This window comes from Mesorhizobium sp. M0862 (assembly GCF_040319795.1).
Classification (GTDB): Bacteria; Pseudomonadota; Alphaproteobacteria; order Rhizobiales; family Rhizobiaceae; genus Mesorhizobium.
Genome location: NZ_JAMYOJ010000003.1, coordinates 53,752 through 73,873, shown reverse-complemented (window position 1 = coordinate 73,873; position 20,122 = coordinate 53,752). Strand labels below are relative to the sequence as shown.

The window sequence follows — 20,122 nt, the reverse complement described above, 5'->3', positions numbered from 1 at the left end:
ACGGCACGTTTCTGTCGTCCATTGTGCATCATGCCGCCCCGAGATAGCCGACAGTGGCACCCCATGACCGATACCGCATCTTCTCCAATCGCCGCACCGCCGATCGTCTCGCCTCGCGAAGAGCGGGTCGGCTTGCTGCTGGTGTTCCTGTCGGCGCTGATGTGGAGCTTTGGCGGCACCATCGCCCGCTTCATCGACACCGCTGACAGTTGGACCGTGGTGTTCTGGCGATCGCTGTGGGCGGCTGTGTTCCTGATTTGCTTCATGGCCTGGCGCGACGGCTGGCGCGGCATGTTGCGGCTGTTTCGCGACATGGGCCTGCCCGGCCTTGCCGTGGCCGTCTGTTTCGCCACGGCGTCGACGTGCTTCGTTGTCGCGCTCGCCTACACCACCGTTGCCAATATCCTGTTGATGCAGGCCGGTGTGCCGCTGCTGGCGGCATTGCTTGCCTGGGTGCTGTTTCGCGAACGCGTCGCCATCGCGACCTGGGTGGCGATCGCCGCCGTCATCGCCGGCGTCGCCATCATGGTGTCGGAATCGCTCGACGGCGCCGTATCGCCCATCGGCGACGGGCTGTCGCTGCTGATCGCCGTCATGTTCTCGATCGCCACTGTCATCACCCGGCGCTTCGCCCATGTGCGCATGACGCCGGCGACGTGCCTCGGCACGATGCTGGCAGCGGCTTTCGCCGCATCGCAAGCCACGCAGTTTGCCACGTCGGCCCACGACATGGCTTTCCTGTTTGCCTTCGGCGTCATCAATCTCGGGCTGGGCCTTGCCTTCTTCGCCACCGGCGCGAGGCTGGTTCCGGCGGCGATCGCAGCACTCCTCGGCACGTTCGAGCCGATCCTCGGACCGATCTGGGTCTGGCTCGTTCATGGCGAGGTGCCCTCGGTGCGCACCATCATCGGCGGCGCGGTGGTGGTCGCCGCGCTGCTCGTCCATATCGCGCTTGAATTCAAGCGCCAGGCGAGGCCTGCACGGCCGGGGACCACCGGCCTGCCATCCCCTAATTGACCCGCCTTTCCCTTGGTTGAGCCCGTCTTCCCTAATTACGCCCGTCTTTCCCCAATTAGCGAAGCCGCACGCCCTATTGACCGAGCTTCCCCGCGCGGGCCATTGACAACCTTGCTGCGGCACGGGCAGGCTGGGGGCACGGCAACAACAAGACAGGCTTATCTTGCCAAGTGTCCCCGCCGGTCGGACCAAGACCGGACCACAGCGTCGTATCCCTGCCCGCGCCGCGGCGAAAGCCTCTGACTGCGTCAGCGCGCCCGCCATGCGGGCACACAGAGCCATGATCTGCCGCTTGTCGAACCGCCCGGATGGCGCCGGCAGTTCACGCTTATGGCTGCCCGGAAAGCTCAATACTCTGAAGCAAATGCCCAATCGCGCTCGAACAGCGACGACTTGGCGAAGGAACACTCATCAAAGGAGAACAGCATGATCCGCAAAGCGCTCTGGCTTTCGGCAACCTCGGCATTTCTGACGCTTTTCGCCGTCGGCGGCCATGCCGAGGATCGCGTCGTCAACGTCTTCAACTGGTCGGATTACATCGACAGTTCGATCATTGACGACTTCACCAAGGAGACCGGCATCAAGGTCGTCTACGACACCTTCGATTCCAATGAAATCCTCGAAACCAAGCTGCTTGCCGGCGGCAGCGGCTATGACGTCGTCGTGCCCAGCGGCAACTTCCTGGCCCGCCAGATCCAGGCCGGCGTGTTCCAGAAGCTCGACAAGTCGAAGCTGCCCAACATTTCCAACATGTGGGACACGGTTTCGGAGCGCACCGCCAAATACGATCCGGGCAACGAATATTCGATCAACTACATGTGGGGCACGGTCGGCATCGGCTACAACATCAAGAAGGTGAAGGCAGCACTCGGCACCGACAAGATCGACAGCTGGGATGTGTTCTTCAATCCCGACAGCCTGGCCAAGCTGAAGGACTGCGGCGTCTATGTGCTGGACTCGCCGGCCGACATCATCCCGGCGGCGCTCAAATATCTCGGCCTCGATCCGAACAGCACCTCACCTGACGACATCGCCAAGGCCGAGGAGACGTTGCTGAAGGTGCGGCCGTATATCCGCAAATTCCATTCGTCCGAATACATCAACGCGCTCGCCAACGGCGATATTTGCCTGGCGGTCGGCTGGTCGGGTGACGTCTTCCAGGCGCGCAACCGCGCGGTCGAGGCCAAGCAAGGCGTCGAGATCGGCTATTCCGTTCCCAAGGAAGGCGCCCAGATGTGGTTCGACCAGATGGCGATTCCCGCCGATGCGCCGCATGCCGCCGAGGCACTCGAATTTCTCAACTACATGATGAAGCCGGAAGTGATCGCCAAGTCGTCCAACTATGTGCTGTACGCCAACGGCAACAAGGCTTCGCAGCAGTTCGTCGACAAGGCGCTGCTGGATGATCCGGCGGTCTATCCGGACGCCGAGACCTTGAAAAAGCTCTATACGGTCCAGCCCTACGATCCCAAGACCCAGCGCCTGATCACGCGCAGCTGGACCAAGATCGTCACCGGCCAGTAAGCAATGCGACATGGTCCCGGCAGCCACCTGCCGGGACCATTCTTCTCTGGGCAAGAAGCAAAAAAATAGGACGGAGTGGGACATGAAATCGCTTGGCAGCATCCGCAGGGATTTCGCGCCATGGAACGACCCGAACGCCAAGCCATATATCCAATTCGAGAACGTCACCAAGAAGTTCGGTGACTTCACCGCCGTCAACAATCTGTCGCTGACCATTTTCGAGCGCGAGTTCTTCGCCCTGCTCGGCGCGTCGGGCTGCGGAAAGTCGACGTTGCTGCGGATGCTTGCCGGCTTCGAGGAGCCGACCGCCGGCCGTATCCTTCTCGACGGCCAGGACTTGCGCGGCATCCCGCCCTACCGCCGCCCGGTCAACATGATGTTCCAGTCCTATGCGCTGTTCCCGCATATGAGCGTGGAAAAGAACATTGCCTTCGGCCTCAAGCAGGAAGGCATGCCGGGACCGGATATCGAAAAGCGCGTCGCCGAGATGCTGAAGCTGGTGAAGCTAGAGCAGTTCGCCAAGCGCAAGCCGCACCAATTGTCGGGCGGCCAGCGCCAGCGCGTCGCGCTCGCCCGCTCGGTTGCCAAGCGGCCAAAAGTCTTGCTGCTCGATGAGCCGCTCGGCGCGCTTGACAAGAAGCTGCGCGAGGAAACGCAGTTCGAGCTGATGGACCTGCAGCAAAATCTCGGCCTTACCTTCGTCGTCGTTACCCACGACCAGGAAGAGGCGATGACCATGGCCGACCGCATCGCCATCATCGACAAGGGCGAGGTGATGCAGGTGGCGACGCCGGCGGAAGTCTATGAAGCCCCCAGTTCGCGCTTCGTTGCCCACTTCGTCGGCAATGTGAACATGTTCGAGGGCAAGGTCGCCGAGCGTGCGGCAAACACCACGCGCATCACCGGCGCGACAGGGGCCCAGATCGTCGTCGAAAACAGCACCGATACAAAGGCCGGTTCCGACATCGTCTTCGCCATCAGGCCGGAGAAGATCAAGGTGTCGTCGACGAAACCGGCCGACGCCGTCAATGCGCTTGAGGGCGAGGTCTACGACGTTGCCTATCTCGGCGACATGACCGTCTACCACATCAGGCTGGATGACGGGCAGATCATCAGGGCAAGCGCGCTCAACGCTGCACGCGTCACCGATGATCCGCTGACCTGGAACGACCGCGCCTGGGTCTCCTTCCGGCCGGATGCCGGCGTCGTGCTGACACGGTAGGGGGAGGCCATGTCCAACATCGCCATCACCGGCACCGGCCCATCGACAGCGGCCAAACCGTTTCTGACACGGCTCGGCGCCGGCTTCGTCAGCCGGCTCGTCATCATCGTGCCTTATCTCTGGCTGCTGTTCTTCTTCTTCATCCCGTTCATCATCGTCTTCAAGATTTCGCTGTCGCAGTCGGCGATCGCCATGCCGCCCTACACGCCGGCGCTCGATTTCAGGGACGGCATGTCCGGGTTCTTTGTCCGCTTCCGCGAACTCAGCTTCGACAATTATGTCTGGCTAACGCAGGACGCGCTTTACTTCAAAGCCTACGTGACCAGCGTTATCATCGCTGCAGTCTCGACGATCCTGACCTTGCTCGTCGGCTTCCCGATCGCCTACGGCATGGCCCGCGCGCCGGCGACGATCCGTCCGACCTTGCTGATGCTGGTAATCCTGCCGTTCTGGACGTCGTTCCTGATCCGCGTCTATGCCTGGATCGGCATCCTCAAGCCCGAGGGTCTGCTCAATCAGCTGCTGTTGTCGCTGCACATCATCAATCAGCCACTGATCATCCTCAACACTTACACGGCGATCTTCATCGGCATCGTCTATTCCTACCTGCCATTCATGGTGCTGCCGCTCTATTCCTCGCTGGAAAAGATGGATTATTCGCTGATCGAGGCGGCAAAGGATCTCGGCTGCCCGCCGACATCAGCCTTCTGGAAGATCACCTTCCCGCTGTCGCTGCCCGGGGTCATCGCCGGCTGCCTGCTGGTGTTCATTCCAGCGGTTGGCGAGTTCGTCATTCCCGATCTGCTCGGCGGCTCGCAGACGCTGATGATCGGCAAGACCTTGTGGAATGAATTCTTCGCCAACCGTGACTGGCCGGTGTCGTCGGCCGTCGCCGTCATCCTGCTGCTGCTCCTGATCGTGCCGATCATGCTCTTCCAGCAGGCCCAGGCACGCGCCCAGGAGCAGGACAAATGAACGCCACCTGGAGCCGCTTCAACGTCACCTCGGTCGTGCTGGGCTTTGCCTTTCTCTATCTGCCGATCGTGCTGCTCATCGTCTTCTCCTTCAACGAGTCGAAGCTGGTCACCGTCTGGGGCGGCTTCTCGACCAAATGGTATGCCTCGCTGTTCCACAATCAGGGGCTGATGGACGCCACCTGGGTGACCGCGCGTGTGGGTGTCATCTCCGCCACTGTGGCAACCGTGCTCGGCACGCTGGCGGCACTGACCTTGACCCGCTACACCCGCTTCCGCGGCCGCATCCTGTTTTCCGGCATGGTGTTTGCGCCGCTGGTCATGCCGGAAGTCATCACCGGCCTGTCGCTGCTGCTGCTGTTCGTTGCCGTCGGTCTCGACCGTGGCTTCCTGACCGTGACGCTTGCTCACATCACCTTGACCATGTGCTTCGTGGCCGTCGTCGTGCAGTCGCGCCTGGTGTCGTTCGATCGTTCGCTGGAAGAAGCTGCCTTGGACCTCGGCGCAACGCCGGTAAAGACCTTCTTTCAGATCACGCTGCCGGTCATCATGCCGGCCATCGTCTCCGGCTGGATGCTGGCCTTCACCCTGTCGCTTGACGACCTGGTCATCGCCTCCTTCACCTCCGGGCCTGGCGCCACCACGCTGCCGATGAAGATCTACAGCCAGGTGCGGCTCGGCGTGACGCCGGAAATCAACGCCGCCTGCACCATCCTGATCGCCGTCGTGGCGGTAGGCGTCATCATCGCTTCGGTCGCCAACAAGCGGCGTGAGGTGCAACGCCAGCTCGACGAACAGGCCGCGCAGCGCGGTTGATTGCGTCAAACGAGGGATAGGGCGATCCCGGTAAGGGTCCGCCTATTCGCCTGAGACGCCGCGGCTGATCGGCGAGATGAACGGCGTGCTCCAGGTGCCGCCGACGAAGAATGACGACTGGTTGGATCCCTGCTGGCCATTGACCGGTGCCGCTGCCGGGTCGGCCTGAGTGACACCCCCCGAAAGCGCCAATCCGCGTCCGCCGTAAGAGGCGATGCCGGACAGCCAGACCTTGTATTTCGCCGAATTGGCCTCGGCCTTGTCCAGCCTTGCCACACCCTTCGAGATGGTGGCCTTGAGCTCGGCGCCGTCCATCGGCAGTGTCCCGTCCGAGACGTCGTCGAGCGCGAAGAAGCCGCCCTGTTCCGTGTGCTTCAGAAATGCCGGCAAATTGAGCCCGCTCAGCGCGCCCGGCCCGAACGTCGCAGAGACCGAGCCGTCCGCGTTCTCGAAGATCGAGTCCCAGGATTTGCCCGGCCCTTTGAGAATGACCGAGACAGTGCCGGTGCTGGCCGGCACCAGCCGCGTCATTCCGGCCGCGGTGCCGAAAGCGGCGCCGTCAATGTCGGAGGCGAGCAGCCGGATCTCGACCTGCGAGCCCTCCGGTTTGCGGTCGAAACGCAGGCTACTTTGCACGTTGCCGCCAAAGGCCGACGCATCGGAGATATCGAAGACGGCAAGCCCGTTCTTCACCTGCGCCGTAGCGGCGACGTCGGCAAGCTGGATTGCGCCGGCCGAGGCATGTGCCGCTGACAGCCTCAGATCGAGATTGATCCGGTCGGCGAAGCTGGTGTCGATTTCGCCGGGACCGGTCTCGCCGGTCGGCGCCAGCGGCGTGAAGGCCGAAAACAGCGACCTGAGGTCGAGCGTATCGAAGGCGAGTGTGCCTGATATCACCGGCAAGGCGTCGCCGAACGAAAAATCCAGCGCCCCCATTCCCGGGTTGTTGTCGAGCGTCACCGCGGTGTTTTCGAATTTGACGCGGCCGGCGGTCGCCGTGATCTTGCTCGAAACCGAGACCGAACCGATCGCCGTACCAGGAGCAATGCCGGCCTGCGACCATTCCAGCACGCGCCGCAGCGAGGGCGCGGCGAATTTCGCCTGGCCATCGAAATAGGCGTTTTGCGACATGCTGGCCGTGCCGTCGAACGAGAAGCTGGCCGGCGCTGCCTTGAACGAAAACGTGACCGGTGCGGCGCCGCCGGCAAACAGCACCAGCGGCTTGGGCGAGGCGGCATCGACGGTGATGCTCTCGCCGCGCCAGATTCCGGTCGCCGACAAGGTCGCGTTGCTGTTCATCGCTGCCCAGCTCGCCTGGCCGGACAGGCTGGTCAGCAATTCGACGTCCTTGCCGCCGACGGAGGCGACCATACGGCCGTCCCTGAATTCCACGGTGCCGAACGGATCGGCGGGCAGCTTGCTCAGATCCGGCTTCGTCGGATCGGCGTTGACCACGCCGCGCGCCGTGTCGATGGAGCGGGTGATGCGTCCGCCCGTTGGTATGGCGGGCAGGAATATGCCGTTTGCGGCGCGCTGGACCCGGATCGTCGGCCGCACCAGCCGCGCCGTCGAAAACACCACATCGCCCTGCAGCGCCGCCATGGCCGAAAGGTCGACCTCGACCCGTTCGGCCTCGATCACCGGCGGCGCGTCGGTCTCGGTCCACTGCGACAGCGTGACGTCGCTCAATATGGCGCGGAACTTCGGCCACACCTCGATGCGCGGCGAACCGGCGATGGTGACCCTGAATCCGCTCCACGCGCTCATCTCCCAGGCAATGCGATCGCGCACGATCCGGGTCGAGGCAATCAGCGGCAGAGCGGCGACGACCAGCGCGATGACGAGCACGGCAACGCCGATCGCCCATATTCCGCGCCGGATCAAAGGTGATGGCATATTGCCCCGGTTGCTTTCATTCCGATAAAAATCGCCTGACGGGTGTAACCGCCAGTTGTCACCACGCCTTCCAGTCGTCACTACGACTTAGGGCTGAGGCATTTCAAGTCTTTATGGCCCGGCGATGGCAATTGCGCACACATGGCCGAGTTTAGCGGAACAAAATCTTGCTCTGCCGCACGGTGGTAGGCATAAGCGATGCAGCTTCAGCCTGCTACGAGGCGCGGCGTTTTTGGGACAGCGCGCCTGTAAAGCTGAGGCTAGTGCATGTCGCCCGGAAGAGTGCAGCGGTTCCGGGACAACGACGTGCATCAAAACAAAAGCATATCTATCTTGCGACGCGACGGGCTTCAAGGAGGATCGATAATGGCTGCCGAAGCACCGCTCTGGACCCCGACGCAAGACCAGATCGACGCAGCACCACTGACCGCGTTCATGAAGGCAGCAGCGGCCAAAAGCGGCACATCCTTCGCCTCCTACGCCGAACTGCACCGCTGGTCGGTCGAGGATCGCGAGGGCTTCTGGAGCCTGCTGTGGGACTTTTGCGGCATTGTCGGCGACAAAGGGACCGATGCGGGCGAGCCCGTGCTCGTCGATGGCGACAAGATGCCCGGCGCATCGTTCTTTCCCGAAGCGACACTGAACTTCGCCGAGAACCTGCTGAAGAAGACCGGTTCCGGTGACGCGATCGTCTTTCGCGGCGAGGACAAGATCGAGCGGCGGCTGTCGTGGAGCGAACTGCACCAGCTGACCTCGCGCTTTCAGCAGCTTTTCCTGTCGCTCAAGGTGAAAAAGGGCGACCGCATCGCGGCGATGATGCCCAACATGCCGGAAACCGTCGCCGCCATGCTGGCGGCCGCCTCCATCGGCGCGGTCTGGTCGTCCTGTTCCCCCGATTTCGGCGAGCAGGGCGTGCTCGACCGTTTCGGCCAGATCGAGCCGGTCATATTCATTGCGCCGGACGGCTATTGGTACAATGGCAAGGCAATCGAGGTAGCCGACAAGATCGCTGCCGTTGCGGCGAAGCTCGAAACCGTCCGCAAGGTCCTGATCGTCGACTATCTCGGTACCTCGCGCGATATCGCAGCGATCATCGACAAGGCCGTGGCGCTCGAAGAGGCGCTGTTACCCTTTACCGCCAAAGCGGTCACGTTCGAGCGGCTGCCGTTCGCGCATCCGCTCTACATCCTGTTCTCGTCAGGTACCACCGGCATTCCCAAATGCATCGTCCATTCGGCCGGCGGCACGCTGGTCCAGCATGTCAAGGAACACCGGCTGCATGCCGGACTCATCGAAGGCGACCGCTTCTTCTACTTCACCACCTGCGGCTGGATGATGTGGAACTGGCTGGTGTCGGGCCTGGCCTCGGGCGCCACGCTGCTGCTCTATGACGGCTCGCCCTTCCACACCGACGGCAATGTGCTGTTCAGCTTCGCAGATGCCGAGAAGATGACCTTTTTCGGCACCTCGGCCAAATTCATCGATTCCGTACGCAAGGCCGGGCTCAAGCCGATCCGCAGCCATGATCTGTCGAGTGTGCGGGCTATTTCCTCCACCGGCTCACCGTTGTCGCCGGAGGATTTCCGCTTCGTCTATGACGGCATCAAGAAGGACGTACATCTCGCCTCGGTTTCCGGCGGCACCGACATCGTCTCCTGTTTCGTGCTCGGCGTACCGACGCAACCGGTCTGGACCGGCGAGATCCAGGGTCCCGGCCTCGGCCTTGCCGTCGATGTATGGGACGATGACGGCAAGCCGATCCGCGAGCAAAAGGGTGAGCTGGTCTGCACAAAAGCGTTCCCGTCGATGCCGATCGGCTTCTGGAACGATCCTGAGGGCAAGAAATACCAGGCCGCCTATTTCGAGCGCTTCGACAATGTTTGGTGCCACGGCGACTTCGCCGAATGGACCGCGCATGGCGGCATGATCATCCACGGCCGTTCCGACGCGACGCTCAATCCGGGCGGTGTGCGCATCGGCACGGCGGAGATCTACAATCAGGTCGAACAGATGCCGGAGATCCTTGAGGCGCTGTGCATCGGTCAGGATTTCGACAATGACGTCCGCGTCGTGCTGTTCGTGCGGCTGGCCGCCGGCGTGACGCTGGACGAGGATCTGGAAAAGCGCATTCGTTCCAAGATCCGCAGCGGCGCCAGCCCGCGCCACGTGCCGGCAAGGATCGTCGCCGTCAGCGACATTCCGCGCACCAAATCGGGCAAGATCACCGAGCTTGCAGTGCGCGACGTGGTGCATGGCCGCGCCATCAAGAACAAGGAAGCGTTGGCCAATCCAGAGGCGCTGGAGCTGTTCAGGAACCTGCCGCAGCTGGCTGAGTGACGCGGCCGGGATGGTTAACCAGATATGTCGGTCGAATTTACCTAGATTTCATGAGTGGTACACATTCGTAAATTTTTTGGACGGCCGGTAAGGAGTTGTTAAGGCCCGGCGTCGATAGTCGCACGTAACTTGAGGGAGAAATCCCGTTCCTCGTCCCCTGAGGATCAGATTCGCTCAAGCCCCCGTTGTGACAGCAAATCCCATTTAAGGCGTCCTGTTGGACGCCTTTTCTTTGTCCGGGATTCTCGCCCGGGAATGGCCGGCCCTATTCGGCCAGCACCCGCGTCGACGGGAAGGCGACCTCGACCAGCGTCCCTTCGCCCGGCGTCGAGGTGATGGTGAAGCGGGCGCGGTTGGCTTCCACCATCGCCTTGGTCAGCGGCAGGCCGAGACCGGTGCCGTCGCCACGCCCGCGCTTCAGCGCATTGATCTGCTTGAACGGCTTCAGCGCCTGCTCGATCTCGGCATGGCTCATGCCAATGCCGGTATCGCGCACCCGCATGACAACGTCGCCGGAGGTTTCATAGGCGGTCGACACGATCACCTGTCCGCCGGCTTGCGTATAGCGAATGGCATTGGACAGGATGTTGAGCGCGATCTGGCGCACGCTTCTGAGGTCGGCGACCACTTCGGGCAGTCGCGAGGCGAAGCTGGAGCGAATGATGACACGCTCGCGGTTGGCCTGCGGCTGCATCATCGCCACCGTCTCGGCCAGCGTATCGTTGAGCGACACCGCCTCGTAGTCCATTTCCTGCTGGCCGGCCTCGATCTTCGAAATGTCGAGGAGGTCATTGACGAGATCGAGCACATGGTTGCCCGAGCGGTTGATGTCTCTGAGATAGTCGCGGTAGCGGTCATTGGCTACCGGGCCGAACTTCTCGTCCACCATCAGCTCGGAAAAGCCGATAATGGCGTTGAGCGGCGTGCGGATCTCGTGGCTGATGCGGGCGAGGAAATCGGTCTTCTGCGAGGAGGCGCGCTCGGCCACCGCGCGCGCCTGGGTCAGATCCTCTTCGGCCCGCTTCCACTGCGTGATGTCGCGCACCACGGCGCAGAAGCCGCTGTCATTGGGCAGCCTGCCGATGGTCATGAACAGCGGGATGAAGCGCCCTTGCGCCTCGCGCCCGATCACCTCGCGGCCATCGTTCATCACACTCGCCACGCCGGGCTCGGACAGGCCGTTCAGATAGTCGCGCGCCGCGCGCTGGCTTTCGATGGCAAACAGCGAGGCGAACGGTTTACCGGTGACGTCGTCGCTGTCGAAGCCGAACAGCGCCTCGGCCGGCCGGCTGATCGAGCGGATGTCGCCGTCGCGGCCGATCAACACCACACCATCGGTCGCGGTGTCGATGATGGTGCGCATCTCGGCAATGCGCGCTTTGAGTTCGGAGACATCGGGCTGCGTCTGCTCCTCGGCTGCGAGATGCGCAACCATCGGCGGCTCGTTATCGCCGGTACGTCGCACCACCAGCATCAGCGCCTTGCCGGCGCGCCACGGCACCGAACGCAAAATGGCTTCGATCGGAAATTCCTGGCCCTCGCGCGTCTTCAGTTTGAGTGTGTGGTCGCTTTCGCCGGCCATTTCTGAATAGGGATCGGCAAACAGCGCGTCGAGCCCGCCGGCGTCGCTCAGGTCCTCAAGCGTGTCATAGCCGGTCAGGCCGAGGAATTCCTCATTGGCGTAATGAAGCTCGTCGCCCGAATGGATGAGCAGCGGCACCGGCAGCTTGCCGAGGATCGACGTGTCAGGGGCCTTGTGTTCATCTCCGGCCGAGAATGCCGAAGGCATGAACCCCTCAAGCTTGAGCGGCGGCACTTTCAGGCGCTGTGGTTCTGCCGGCACTGTGTCCGCATCGCCGGCCTTGTCCCCGTCTTCCACGGCGGAATCGGTCGCCTCGTCGGACGGCGCCCAATCCTCATTGTCCTCGGCATCGCGGAAGTCGGCCGACGTCATGCTGTCGTCTTCACCGGCATTGGCCGGCGTCTCGGCAACAACCGGCTGTGGCTCTGCGGCCTCGACGATCTCTTGGGCTTGCGTATCATCCGGTTCGGAAGCCGGCGCAAGTTCGTCGTTGGACGACGTTGCTTCCGTACTGTCTTCGGTGACGGAGCCTGGTTCGGGATCGGCATAGTCGAGCAGGGAGCGCGACACTGTCGGCGCCTTCGCCTCGCCTGCTTCGCTGTCCGCAAGGCCGTCGTCCGGCTGCTCGCCGTCAAGCCGCGTCAGGTCCTTTTCGTCCTCGGCATCGCTTTCCGGCGGTTCGGCCTCAGCCGTTTCGCTTTCGGGTGCGGCTGCCGATGGTTCAGCCACGGCAGCCGGGCCGGCTTCGTCCGGACTCGAGACCTCGGCGGGTTGTCGGGCTGGCGCGGCTGTTTCAGGCTGGTCCGCCTCGACATGATCCGGCTTGGGCTCATCTGCCTTGGCCTGGTCTGGCATTACCTGATCCGGATTGGCCGGTTCGGCCTGCTTGGCAGTCTCCGGCTGCTCCGGCGGGGGATTGTCCTTCTTCAGCCGCTCGCCGATTTCGCGGAAAGCGCTGCGCTCCAGCGTCGACAGGCCCCTCTCGCTTGTCGGCTGCTTGTCGTTGGCGGGCTGCCGATGCTCGGCCAGCCGGATGACCTTGTCGGCAAAACGACGTTCCTGCTTCGGCACGATGGTCAGTGCCGGCACTTCGCCCTCGAACGGATCGGCCGCCTTGGGAGCTTCCGCCACGGGCTGTTCCGGGGCCGGCTCGGCTGCTGCCGCTGGCGCGCCATTGGGGACCAGCGCCATGCCGATTGCTTCCGGATCGACCACCGCATCGCCGGCGCGGGCGACGCCGAAACCACGAAAACCTTCGAAGGCGCGGCTGCGGCCATAGACAGGCAGTGCTGCCAGATCGACCGGTATCTTCAGGTCGGAGCCGGCAACCGGCCACAGTACCGAGCGGCCCGACCAGGTGTCGCGCCGTTCAAGCAGGCCCGCGATCTCGCCCGAGGCGTCGAGGCCGAAAGTTGTCGCGACGTCCTTGAAGCGGCGGCCGATCACGTCGGCGGCGGCTTTGCCGACAATGTCGCCGAATTCCGGCGACAGCGCGCTGAACTTGCCCTCGGCGTCGGTGCGCCAGACGAAGCGCAGCGGCGGCGCCGAGCGGTCGACCTCACGTTTGGCGGGAGGCGCAGCCGGTGGGGCTGCGTCGGACGGCAGGGCGGGCGCAGCGGCACTGCTGTCCAACTGCGCACTCTCGGCCGGGGAAACAGAGTCCGGCTCGGCCTGCGCCGGGCTGTCCGGCTCGCCCGCCTGCGGCTCTTCGCCGGCATGGAAGTACCAATGATCATGTTGCGCCGGCGCGCTGTCATTCGCCGCCTGCTCGCGGCCGGTCGTCTGCTCGCGATGGTCCGCCTTTGTATCGGTTGACGCCGAAGCATCATGCTCGGTGGCAGCCGGACCTGTCTCCCCGACATCAGGCGCGGCCGCGAGTGGGGCGCCCTGATTCCCGCTTGCGGTGGGGTGGTCAGCCACCGCATCCACCGTTACCGCGTTCTCCGCGGCGGCTTGCGCCGGGCCATCGTCGACCTGCGCTGCAGCAGGTTCGGCATCCAGCTCGCCGACAGGATTTTCCTCACCGAGCTGATCCTCGTCGATGACCACCAGCAGATGCCTGGACTCGGTCAGGCGCGCGAAGCCGGCCGGATAGGACGTGGCGCCGCCGGGGACCAGCCGCTTGACGATGCGGTCGTCCTGGCTCGCCACGTCGGCGACAAGCGCGGCCAGCGTCTCAGGCCGGATGGCGAGCGCGCCAAAGCCATCCGAAGCCGCCTCGACAGTGCCGGCGGCGTCGACAAAGGCGATGAAATGGCCGTCTTCGGTAAAGCCGCTGATGGCGCGGGTCCCAATGTCGGCAGCACTGCGCGAGCCGGCCTGCGCTGCCGGCACCACCAGCATAATGGCGCTTTCGCCGTCCGGCATAGTCACCGCACTGGCCAGGAAGCCGACGGCGCGGCTGGTGATGCCGGTCGCCAGCCGTACCGTAATGGCGCGGTCGCTGCCGATCTGCGGGAAGCCCGCGGTCGCCATGATCTGGCGCCTGGCGATCAGCGGCAGCTGAGCCGAGGCGCCGATGATGGCCTCGATATCGGGATAGCCGAACACCGCAGCGCCCGGGCCGTTGGCCCAGATCACCTGTTCGAGGTCGGCCGACAGAATCGCGATCGCGTCGCCGGCGGCGAAGCGCTGGCGAACCGCATCAAGCACGGCGACATCGAGGAAAGAGTAGTTCTCGGAAGGCATGCGCTTGGCGGACCCTTTCGGTGAAACCTCTTGGCGAACCCCTCTTGGCGAACCTACAAGGCGGGCAATTTGCAGTTAACGCTTTGTTAATAAAAGCCCGCGCGGCGAAGGTCCACAAGCCATGGCGGGAAGCAGGTGGAATCTCTGGCCACTTGGTTAACAGCGTCTCGGAATGTCCCTGGATAACCTCTTGGGTGACGCATGGGAAGAAATTTATGGTGCACTGCAACAAAGATATTGCATCGCACAAAAAAACCGCTATATTGCCATCATACATGAACGAGACGGCTTTTTGTCAAAGCCGCTACCCCGAAAGGATGGAAAATGACCAAGGCCAAGACCGCTGAGACCATCGAAAACGTCGAATTCCCGAGCTTCGACGCTTCCAAGGCAACCGACCAGATCCGCGCTTTCGCCGAAAAGGGCGTCGAGCAGTCGAAGGAAGCCTACTCCAAGCTGAAGACCGGCGCCGAAGAGACCCAGAAAGTCCTGGAATCGACCTTCGAGACTGCCAAGACCGTTTCCAGCGACCTGTCGCTCAAGACGATCGCCGCTCTGCGCGCCAATGCCGAAGCCGGCTTCTCGCATCTCGAGGCCCTCATCGGCGCCAAGTCGCTGTCGGAAGTAGTCGAACTGCAGACCGCCTTCCTGCGCAAGCGCGTCGAGACCACGGTCGAGCAGGCCAAGGACTTCCAGGCTGTTGCTTCGAAGGCTGCCGAAGACGTCTCCAAGCCGGTCAAGACCGCTTTCGAGAAGGCCCTGAAAGACATCAAGGCCGCCTAATAATTGCGCACAACTCTGCGATGCATCAAAACGTCGCATTTCGTCAGACAAATAGGTGTGCAATAGAGTTGTCCAAATGAATACCCGGCGAGTGGAACCTCCTCCCTCTGCTCTCCGGGGTGACCAGCCAGCACCTCCTCCCGCTGGCTCGTAACAGGAAAAGGCCGGCACCTCCTCCCGCCGGCCTTTTTCTTTTGCCGAAGAAACCGGCGCCTGTTGGCAGAACCGGCTTTGCCTTATCAAAGGCCTTGAATTAGTCTCTGATAGACCGTATTGGACGCATCGCCGAACGACAGAGCGGATCTCGGAGAATGAATTTTCACCACGATCTGGCTCAGGCGAACGTGCCGTTGTAGCTCAGATGGTTAGAGCGCCGGATTGTGGATCCGGAGGTCGCTGGTTCGATCCCAGCCAACGGTACCATCGAATTTCCCGCTAAAGTATTGATTGCCGATCCCGACGATCCACGAGAGATCAAGACCTGTATGGCCCTGTCGGCAGGGCAGGAAGACCCTGACTGCGCACACACACCGCGGTGCGGATACCCGCGCCGCAGCTTAGGTTTCATTTTACTCCAGCGGTTCGTCGGTCGGCCGAGGCGTCGTGCCTGCCTGACGAGGACGGCCGGCATTGCGATTTGCAATGCGGCTGTCGAGCGGCGATCTGGACGCTTGCTGGGCGCCAGCGGTCTTGGGCGCCGTCGGCTTGGCGCCGGAATCGCTGTTTTCAGCGTCGCGACGGGGATGTGGCAGGCCGGCGGCATCAGGCGATCTGACCGGAGGTGTGGCGGCCGGGTTTGTCGATACGGGTTTGTCCTTGGCCATTTTCAACTCTCGCCTTTTCAGCATGCAGACGGCCGGACAACAAAGTCGGGCCACTGGGGCAGAACGGTCAGCCGTGCGGGCGCATCACGACTTTGATGCAGCCGTCCTCCTTGTCGCGGAAGGTTTTGTAAAGTTCGGGCCCGGCCTTGAGGCCAGCGCGATGGAATGACGGGTCGATATCGCCGTTCTGAACTTTCTGCAGCGATGTCGCGTTCATCCTGGATCGTCGGATCGGCCACCTGTTCACAGCGTATCTCGCCTTTGCCGTGCCATGTGAGGGCCTTCATGTGCTGTTCCTTGACGACAAGCTCTGCAAGCCCGAACTTGGCTTGATGTGAAATGTTCCTGCTTCGAACGAGCATCCGGCCTCAACCTTGGCGGCCGAGCCGGGTTCGGCCATGCCGCAATGCTGCTCGGCCAGGGTGCCGGCCGGCGTGCCATGCGCCGCTGCAACCTGCAGCTTGTTTTTCCAGCCGCTGATCGCCTGCTGCGACGACCGCATCCCTGATCGCTTCGCAGGGCAGAGGTTTGGCGCAAGCGCAGGATCTGCTATCGCGCCAGCATCGCGGCGACAACGAACACGACGGCGGCAACGACGACAAGCGCGACAATGGCCAGCACCGGGCCGTTTTTACTCGGGGCCGGGGCGCTCTCGTCGTCCGGCCGCCGCATCGCATTGGCGAAGCTTGCTTGATTAGCGAAAGCCGGCGTGCCCGTCGCTGCGGGAACCGGCACGGCGCCGGTGTCTGCCGCTTCGGCATCGGTTTCCATAGGCGCCGCCGCCGGGTCGAATCCCGGCGTCTTGTCCTCTGTCACCCCAGACTGAATATCGCCTCTGTCTTCGGCCGGGTTACGTTCGACGTTCATGATGATGCTCCTGAGCTGGCCCGGGCTTCCCCAACCGCGAGCGGATCAGGATGTTCCATTGGGCGGAATCGCCGACAACGAGGAGCAAATTTCAGCTAGCCTTCAAACAGATGTCCCTGGTGGCAACGCGGGCCTTGCAACCGGTCAGCACCGGATTGGTGGTCTCGTTGTAGTCGGCCATGGTCGGCAACGCGGCAGATTCGGCAAAGTTCCAGTCTGGCTCGCAATGCCCGCTTACGCACACCGCCGCTCGTTGACCTTGAGCTGGCTCGTTCCAGCGACTCCAACCCAAATTGCCAGTCCGGCTCCCGGCGGCGCGCTGTTTGTATTCCGTGGGAACATCAACAGCGCCAGCGAGTTCGGTATGTGCAGCGAGTTCCCTGTTCGCCGCATGGCCAACGTCCGGAACTCTTGACCGTCTCGCGTCTTCGCTCCTGGAGCGCGGGCCACTCCTCTTAGCCCAAGGTTGCGATCATGAGCAGAAACATTCCGGAAAAGCGGGCCAGGCAGGGTGGCTTGGGGCGACCGGTCCTTGGCGTGCTCTTGGCAGGCCTTGTCTTGGCGCTCGTTGCCTGGGGGATCGCTGAAATCTATGGCGAGCAGGCTAAGACACCGGCGACACAGCAAAACAGCCGGGTTCCATCGCCAGATACTTACAGCCCAAATCCTGGCCAAACGGACCCTGCAAACTCCAAGGCCGATGATGTGAATGGCGAACCGGTGGACCGAAATCCCAAGCTCGACAAGGATCCCACGCCGCGATCAAGCACTGGCGGGGATCAGCCAGGAACGCCGCCAGCTCAACCTGCTTCGCCATAGCGTTCGCACTAGTTGACAAACACAATTCAAACAGATGCGGAAATGTGGAGCGGCGATTTCAGCCAATTTCAAGAGCCGGGTCTGTCAATAATCGCCGGCGCTCTCTGATAGCTGGGGAGCCACAAAACCTCCGCTGATTCTTACCGCTTGCTGGATGGCACTGGCGGCTCCAGACCGACTGCGCGCTGTGTCACGCCGGCAGACCTTTGCACCTCTGGGCGCTTTTGAACTTGCAAGTCGATGGAATCGGGCAAGCTGGGTGTAGATGATGCAGTCGTCATTTTATCGAGGTCCGGCAGCAACACCATCTTTGCGTAGCGTGGAGGAACCAGATGGCCTCCGAAAACAGCGAATATCCTGCACACGAAGAAGCGAGAAGCAGGGCCGTAAGCACATCTGAATCTCGACAAATCTCATGTGCTCGCTCCACGCGTAAGGATCCCGCCGCGCTCTCGACAGTAAGAGCGGCGGGATCCTCAACCGGCGATGAAGGGACTTTGATCGACGGTCTTCTCCTAATGTGGCTTCCGGTTGCGTGTTCCCTGGTTCGGACCTTATCCACCGACTAAGGGACTAAGGTCCCGAACCTAAATGGAACCAATGGGGAAGAGCGGAATCCATGTGCCTTTAAGAGGCTTCAACCAGAGGGCACGACGGCTGATCGTCAGCCTCCCGCCAGAGACAGTCCACGGGCGCGCTCGCGCAGCAAGGCAAGCAGTTCGTCGCGCCGTGGCTCCGGCGTGTCGACGGGTAACACCAGACACAAGGTCCTTTTGATGGCGCCGTGGCCGTCATGGATGGGCGCTGCCATGCACCAGGTGAAGCGGTCCGCCAGAGCGGCGGTCTCGCTGAAACCCTGCCGGTGGGCCAGGGCAACATCGGCAAAGAATTCGGCTGGTGCAATGATGCGGCCGTCGGGAAGCTTGTAGTCGCCAGATGGGATGAAATCCCTCAACTCTTGCTCGTTCATATGGCCGAGGAGCAGCCGTCCGGATGCCGTCCATGGGATCGGCACCTCAACCCCAACATCGCTTGAGATCCGGAACGGGCCCGGCGAATCTCGGCAGTCAAGAACGACGTATTTGTTGCCACGCAGGCCGCATAGCTGGACCGTCTCGCCTGTCTCGGCGGCCAACTTATCCAAGGTCTCGATGATGCGACGGTAATGGGCATTGTGATGTGAGTAGGCCCAGCCGAACAGATGCATGGCGCGTCCGAAATAGACGTAACCTTCACCGCCGACGTTTTCGAGCATTTCGGCGTCGAGTAGGCTGTTGACGATCTCGTAGGTGGTCGAACGCGGCGCGCCGATCATTTTGGCGATGTCGCCGACGCGCATTGGCGCGCGGTGCCGCAGCAACGCCTCGAGCAGCATGATGACGCGGTCAATGCCGCGTCGTCGTTCGCCGTTGCGCGGCTCCGCGCCGGCTTCCTTCCCGATCGCATCGTTAGTGCCGTCGCTCATGACCATCCGCCAAAATCATTTCGGTTCTCGTCTCAAGGCGCTTGAAAGATGTCAAGGCTCGGTCTAGCATCCAATTTGTCCGATATACAGACACATTGTCTGAAATACCAGACAAACTAACGAGCCTGACGCAGACAAATCCCTAGAGGACACACGGTTTCCAAGACCCGGCGACCGACGGGTTCCTCGCCCTTGTTCTGCACGTCGAGGCCACAACCTCTGAAGGGAACAGTCATGATGAAATCACCGTTTTTCGCATCCGCCAGCGCGCTTTGCCTCGGTCTCGTGCTGAGCTTTGGCGTCGCCTCGCAGGCCAATGCCGCCGCCAACTGCATCAAGGGCGACCGCAAGGCGCCGTACACGATCGGCTGGGCCAACATCTATTCCGTGCCGACCTGGATGAAGCAGACCCAAGGCACGATCGAAGCCGAAGTCGAGACCCTGAAGAAGCAGGGACTGGTCGACAAGCTCGTCGTCACCGACGCTCAGGGCGATGCCAACGTCCAGATCCAGCAGATTCAGTCGATGATCGATTCCGATGTCGACGCCATCATCCTGATCGCCGGTTCGTCGACCGCACCGGCACGCGTTCTGGCCGACGCCTGCGCCAAGGGCATCGCCATCATCAACTTCGACAGCCTCGTCGACACCGACAAGGTCACCGCCAAGGTCAACACCGATTCTTCGCAATGGGGCGACCAGGCCGCCAAGTTCCTGATCGACGCCATCGGCGGCAAGGGCAAGATCCTGATCCTCAATGGCCCCGCCGGGGTTTCGGTCAGCGATGACAGGCGCAAAGGCGCCGACGCTGAGCTCAAGGCCCATCCCGACGTGACGGTGCTTGCCGAGACCAACACGCCCTACAACGTCGCGCCGGCACAGGAAGCCGTCACCAGCCTCCTCTTCGCCAACCCCGAGATCGACGGCATCCTGTCGCTCGGCGGCGCTCTGTCGGCAGGCGCCGTGCTGGCCCTCGACAAGCAGGGCCGTGAACAGGTGCCGATCACCGGTGAGAACGCCCGGCAGTTTTTGGAACTCTGGAAAGAAAAGGGCTTGAAGAGCTGGGCGACGATGCAGCCGAACTGGCTCGGCGCCTTCGCCACCTACACTGCCGTCCAGGCGCTGGAAGGCAAGGATGTGCCGGCTTTCGTCAAGATTCCGCTGCCGGTAATCGACAATTCCAACATCGACGAATACCTCGCCCGGGCCAAGGACTTCCCGGCTGACGGCTACATCTTTTCTCCTTACGATGAGGAGCTGTTCAAGAAGCTGCTGGCTCAGAAATAAGCCTGAAGGGTTGTAGCGTTG

The 20,122-nt window shown here is 62.4% G+C and carries 13 protein-coding genes, 1 tRNA gene and 2 pseudogenes; 9 read left to right on the top strand and 7 right to left on the bottom strand.

Annotated features, from left to right (window positions below; genetic code table 11):
• Nucleotides 1–63 precede the first annotated feature (63 nt).
• From NKI15_RS05390 to NKI15_RS05370, 5 genes are all read left to right on the top strand, one after another.
• Complete coding sequence (locus NKI15_RS05390; protein ID WP_023704502.1) at nt 64–1,017, top strand: DMT family transporter; 954 nt, start codon at nt 64–66, stop codon at nt 1,015–1,017.
• A gap of 426 nt (nt 1,018–1,443) precedes the next feature.
• Nucleotides 1,444–2,541 (top strand): polyamine ABC transporter substrate-binding protein, encoded by a 1,098-nt coding sequence (locus NKI15_RS05385; RefSeq protein WP_023681872.1) that lies wholly within the window; start codon nt 1,444–1,446, stop codon nt 2,539–2,541.
• Between the two features lie 82 nt (nt 2,542–2,623).
• The gene (locus tag NKI15_RS05380) at nt 2,624–3,763 is read left to right on the top strand and encodes an ABC transporter ATP-binding protein (protein WP_023707962.1); all 1,140 of its coding nucleotides are present in this window, start codon (nt 2,624–2,626) and stop codon (nt 3,761–3,763) included.
• Nucleotides 3,764–3,772: 9 nt separating this feature from the next.
• A complete protein-coding gene (locus tag NKI15_RS05375) occupies nt 3,773–4,738 on the top strand; it encodes an ABC transporter permease subunit (RefSeq protein ID WP_031196135.1) in 966 nt (321 codons plus the stop codon).
• Nucleotides 4,735–5,553 (top strand): ABC transporter permease, encoded by an 819-nt coding sequence (locus NKI15_RS05370; RefSeq protein ID WP_023669326.1) that lies wholly within the window; start codon nt 4,735–4,737, stop codon nt 5,551–5,553. Before NKI15_RS05375 ends, NKI15_RS05370 begins: the two co-directional genes overlap by 4 nt.
• 42 nt (nt 5,554–5,595) lie before the next feature.
• Here the strand turns inward: NKI15_RS05370 and NKI15_RS05365 are convergent, their stop codons facing one another.
• Nucleotides 5,596–7,449, bottom strand: a complete 1,854-nt coding sequence (locus NKI15_RS05365; protein WP_023707961.1) for an AsmA family protein — start codon at nt 7,447–7,449, stop codon at nt 5,596–5,598.
• Between the two features lie 366 nt (nt 7,450–7,815).
• On the opposite strand from NKI15_RS05365, the gene NKI15_RS05360 reads away from it, so the two are divergent.
• The gene (locus NKI15_RS05360) at nt 7,816–9,786 is read left to right on the top strand and encodes an acetoacetate--CoA ligase (RefSeq protein ID WP_023704498.1); all 1,971 of its coding nucleotides are present in this window, start codon (nt 7,816–7,818) and stop codon (nt 9,784–9,786) included.
• A gap of 265 nt (nt 9,787–10,051) precedes the next feature.
• Here NKI15_RS05360 and NKI15_RS05355 read toward each other — a convergent pair whose 3' ends face one another.
• Complete coding sequence (locus NKI15_RS05355; protein ID WP_023697295.1) at nt 10,052–14,056, bottom strand: PAS domain S-box protein; 4,005 nt, start codon at nt 14,054–14,056, stop codon at nt 10,052–10,054.
• A 324-nt stretch (nt 14,057–14,380) separates the two neighbouring features.
• Between NKI15_RS05355 and NKI15_RS05350 the strand changes: the two genes are divergently transcribed.
• Both NKI15_RS05350 and NKI15_RS05345 read left to right on the top strand, forming a co-directional pair.
• Complete coding sequence (locus tag NKI15_RS05350) at nt 14,381–14,839, top strand: phasin (protein WP_023669330.1); 459 nt, start codon at nt 14,381–14,383, stop codon at nt 14,837–14,839.
• A gap of 346 nt (nt 14,840–15,185) precedes the next feature.
• A tRNA-His gene (locus NKI15_RS05345) sits at nt 15,186–15,262 on the top strand.
• 146 nt (nt 15,263–15,408) lie between these two features.
• On the opposite strand, the gene NKI15_RS05340 is transcribed toward NKI15_RS05345, so the two are convergent.
• The 5 genes and pseudogenes from NKI15_RS05340 to NKI15_RS05320 all read right to left on the bottom strand — a co-directional run bounded on the left by NKI15_RS05340 (nt 15,409) and on the right by NKI15_RS05320 (nt 18,814).
• Nucleotides 15,409–15,663, bottom strand: coding sequence for a hypothetical protein (locus NKI15_RS05340; protein WP_023704496.1), 255 nt, complete (start codon nt 15,661–15,663; stop codon nt 15,409–15,411).
• Between the two features lie 67 nt (nt 15,664–15,730).
• Nucleotides 15,731–15,850, bottom strand: a pseudogene (locus tag NKI15_RS05335) (zinc-binding dehydrogenase); the annotation flags it as partial.
• 192 nt (nt 15,851–16,042) lie between these two features.
• Nucleotides 16,043–16,144 (bottom strand): annotated as a pseudogene (locus tag NKI15_RS05330) (SDR family NAD(P)-dependent oxidoreductase); the annotation flags it as partial.
• Nucleotides 16,145–16,212: 68 nt separating this feature from the next.
• Nucleotides 16,213–16,530, bottom strand: a complete 318-nt coding sequence (locus tag NKI15_RS05325) for a hypothetical protein (protein ID WP_023704493.1) — start codon at nt 16,528–16,530, stop codon at nt 16,213–16,215.
• Between the two features lie 1,483 nt (nt 16,531–18,013).
• Complete coding sequence (locus NKI15_RS05320) at nt 18,014–18,814, bottom strand: IclR family transcriptional regulator (protein ID WP_023686799.1); 801 nt, start codon at nt 18,812–18,814, stop codon at nt 18,014–18,016.
• 234 nt (nt 18,815–19,048) lie between these two features.
• Here NKI15_RS05320 and NKI15_RS05315 point away from each other — a divergent pair, with 234 nt between their 5' ends.
• Nucleotides 19,049–20,101 (top strand): ABC transporter substrate-binding protein, encoded by a 1,053-nt coding sequence (locus tag NKI15_RS05315; RefSeq protein ID WP_023748647.1) that lies wholly within the window; start codon nt 19,049–19,051, stop codon nt 20,099–20,101.
• Nucleotides 20,102–20,122 lie beyond the last annotated feature (21 nt).

Coding starts and splice junctions, on each gene's coding strand:
- NKI15_RS05350 (WP_023669330.1), top strand. CDS start 14,381: ATGACCAAGGCCAAGACCGCTGAGACCATCGAAAACGTCGAATTCCCG.
- NKI15_RS05390 (WP_023704502.1), top strand. CDS start 64: ATGACCGATACCGCATCTTCTCCAATCGCCGCACCGCCGATCGTCTCG.
- NKI15_RS05385 (WP_023681872.1), top strand. CDS start 1,444: ATGATCCGCAAAGCGCTCTGGCTTTCGGCAACCTCGGCATTTCTGACG.
- NKI15_RS05315 (WP_023748647.1), top strand. CDS start 19,049: ATGATGAAATCACCGTTTTTCGCATCCGCCAGCGCGCTTTGCCTCGGT.
- NKI15_RS05325 (WP_023704493.1), bottom strand. CDS start 16,530: ATGAACGTCGAACGTAACCCGGCCGAAGACAGAGGCGATATTCAGTCT.
- NKI15_RS05375 (WP_031196135.1), top strand. CDS start 3,773: ATGTCCAACATCGCCATCACCGGCACCGGCCCATCGACAGCGGCCAAA.
- NKI15_RS05380 (WP_023707962.1), top strand. CDS start 2,624: ATGAAATCGCTTGGCAGCATCCGCAGGGATTTCGCGCCATGGAACGAC.
- NKI15_RS05355 (WP_023697295.1), bottom strand. CDS start 14,056: ATGCCTTCCGAGAACTACTCTTTCCTCGATGTCGCCGTGCTTGATGCG.
- NKI15_RS05365 (WP_023707961.1), bottom strand. CDS start 7,449: ATGCCATCACCTTTGATCCGGCGCGGAATATGGGCGATCGGCGTTGCC.
- NKI15_RS05360 (WP_023704498.1), top strand. CDS start 7,816: ATGGCTGCCGAAGCACCGCTCTGGACCCCGACGCAAGACCAGATCGAC.
- NKI15_RS05340 (WP_023704496.1), bottom strand. CDS start 15,663: ATGGCCAAGGACAAACCCGTATCGACAAACCCGGCCGCCACACCTCCG.
- NKI15_RS05370 (WP_023669326.1), top strand. CDS start 4,735: ATGAACGCCACCTGGAGCCGCTTCAACGTCACCTCGGTCGTGCTGGGC.
- NKI15_RS05320 (WP_023686799.1), bottom strand. CDS start 18,814: ATGAGCGACGGCACTAACGATGCGATCGGGAAGGAAGCCGGCGCGGAG.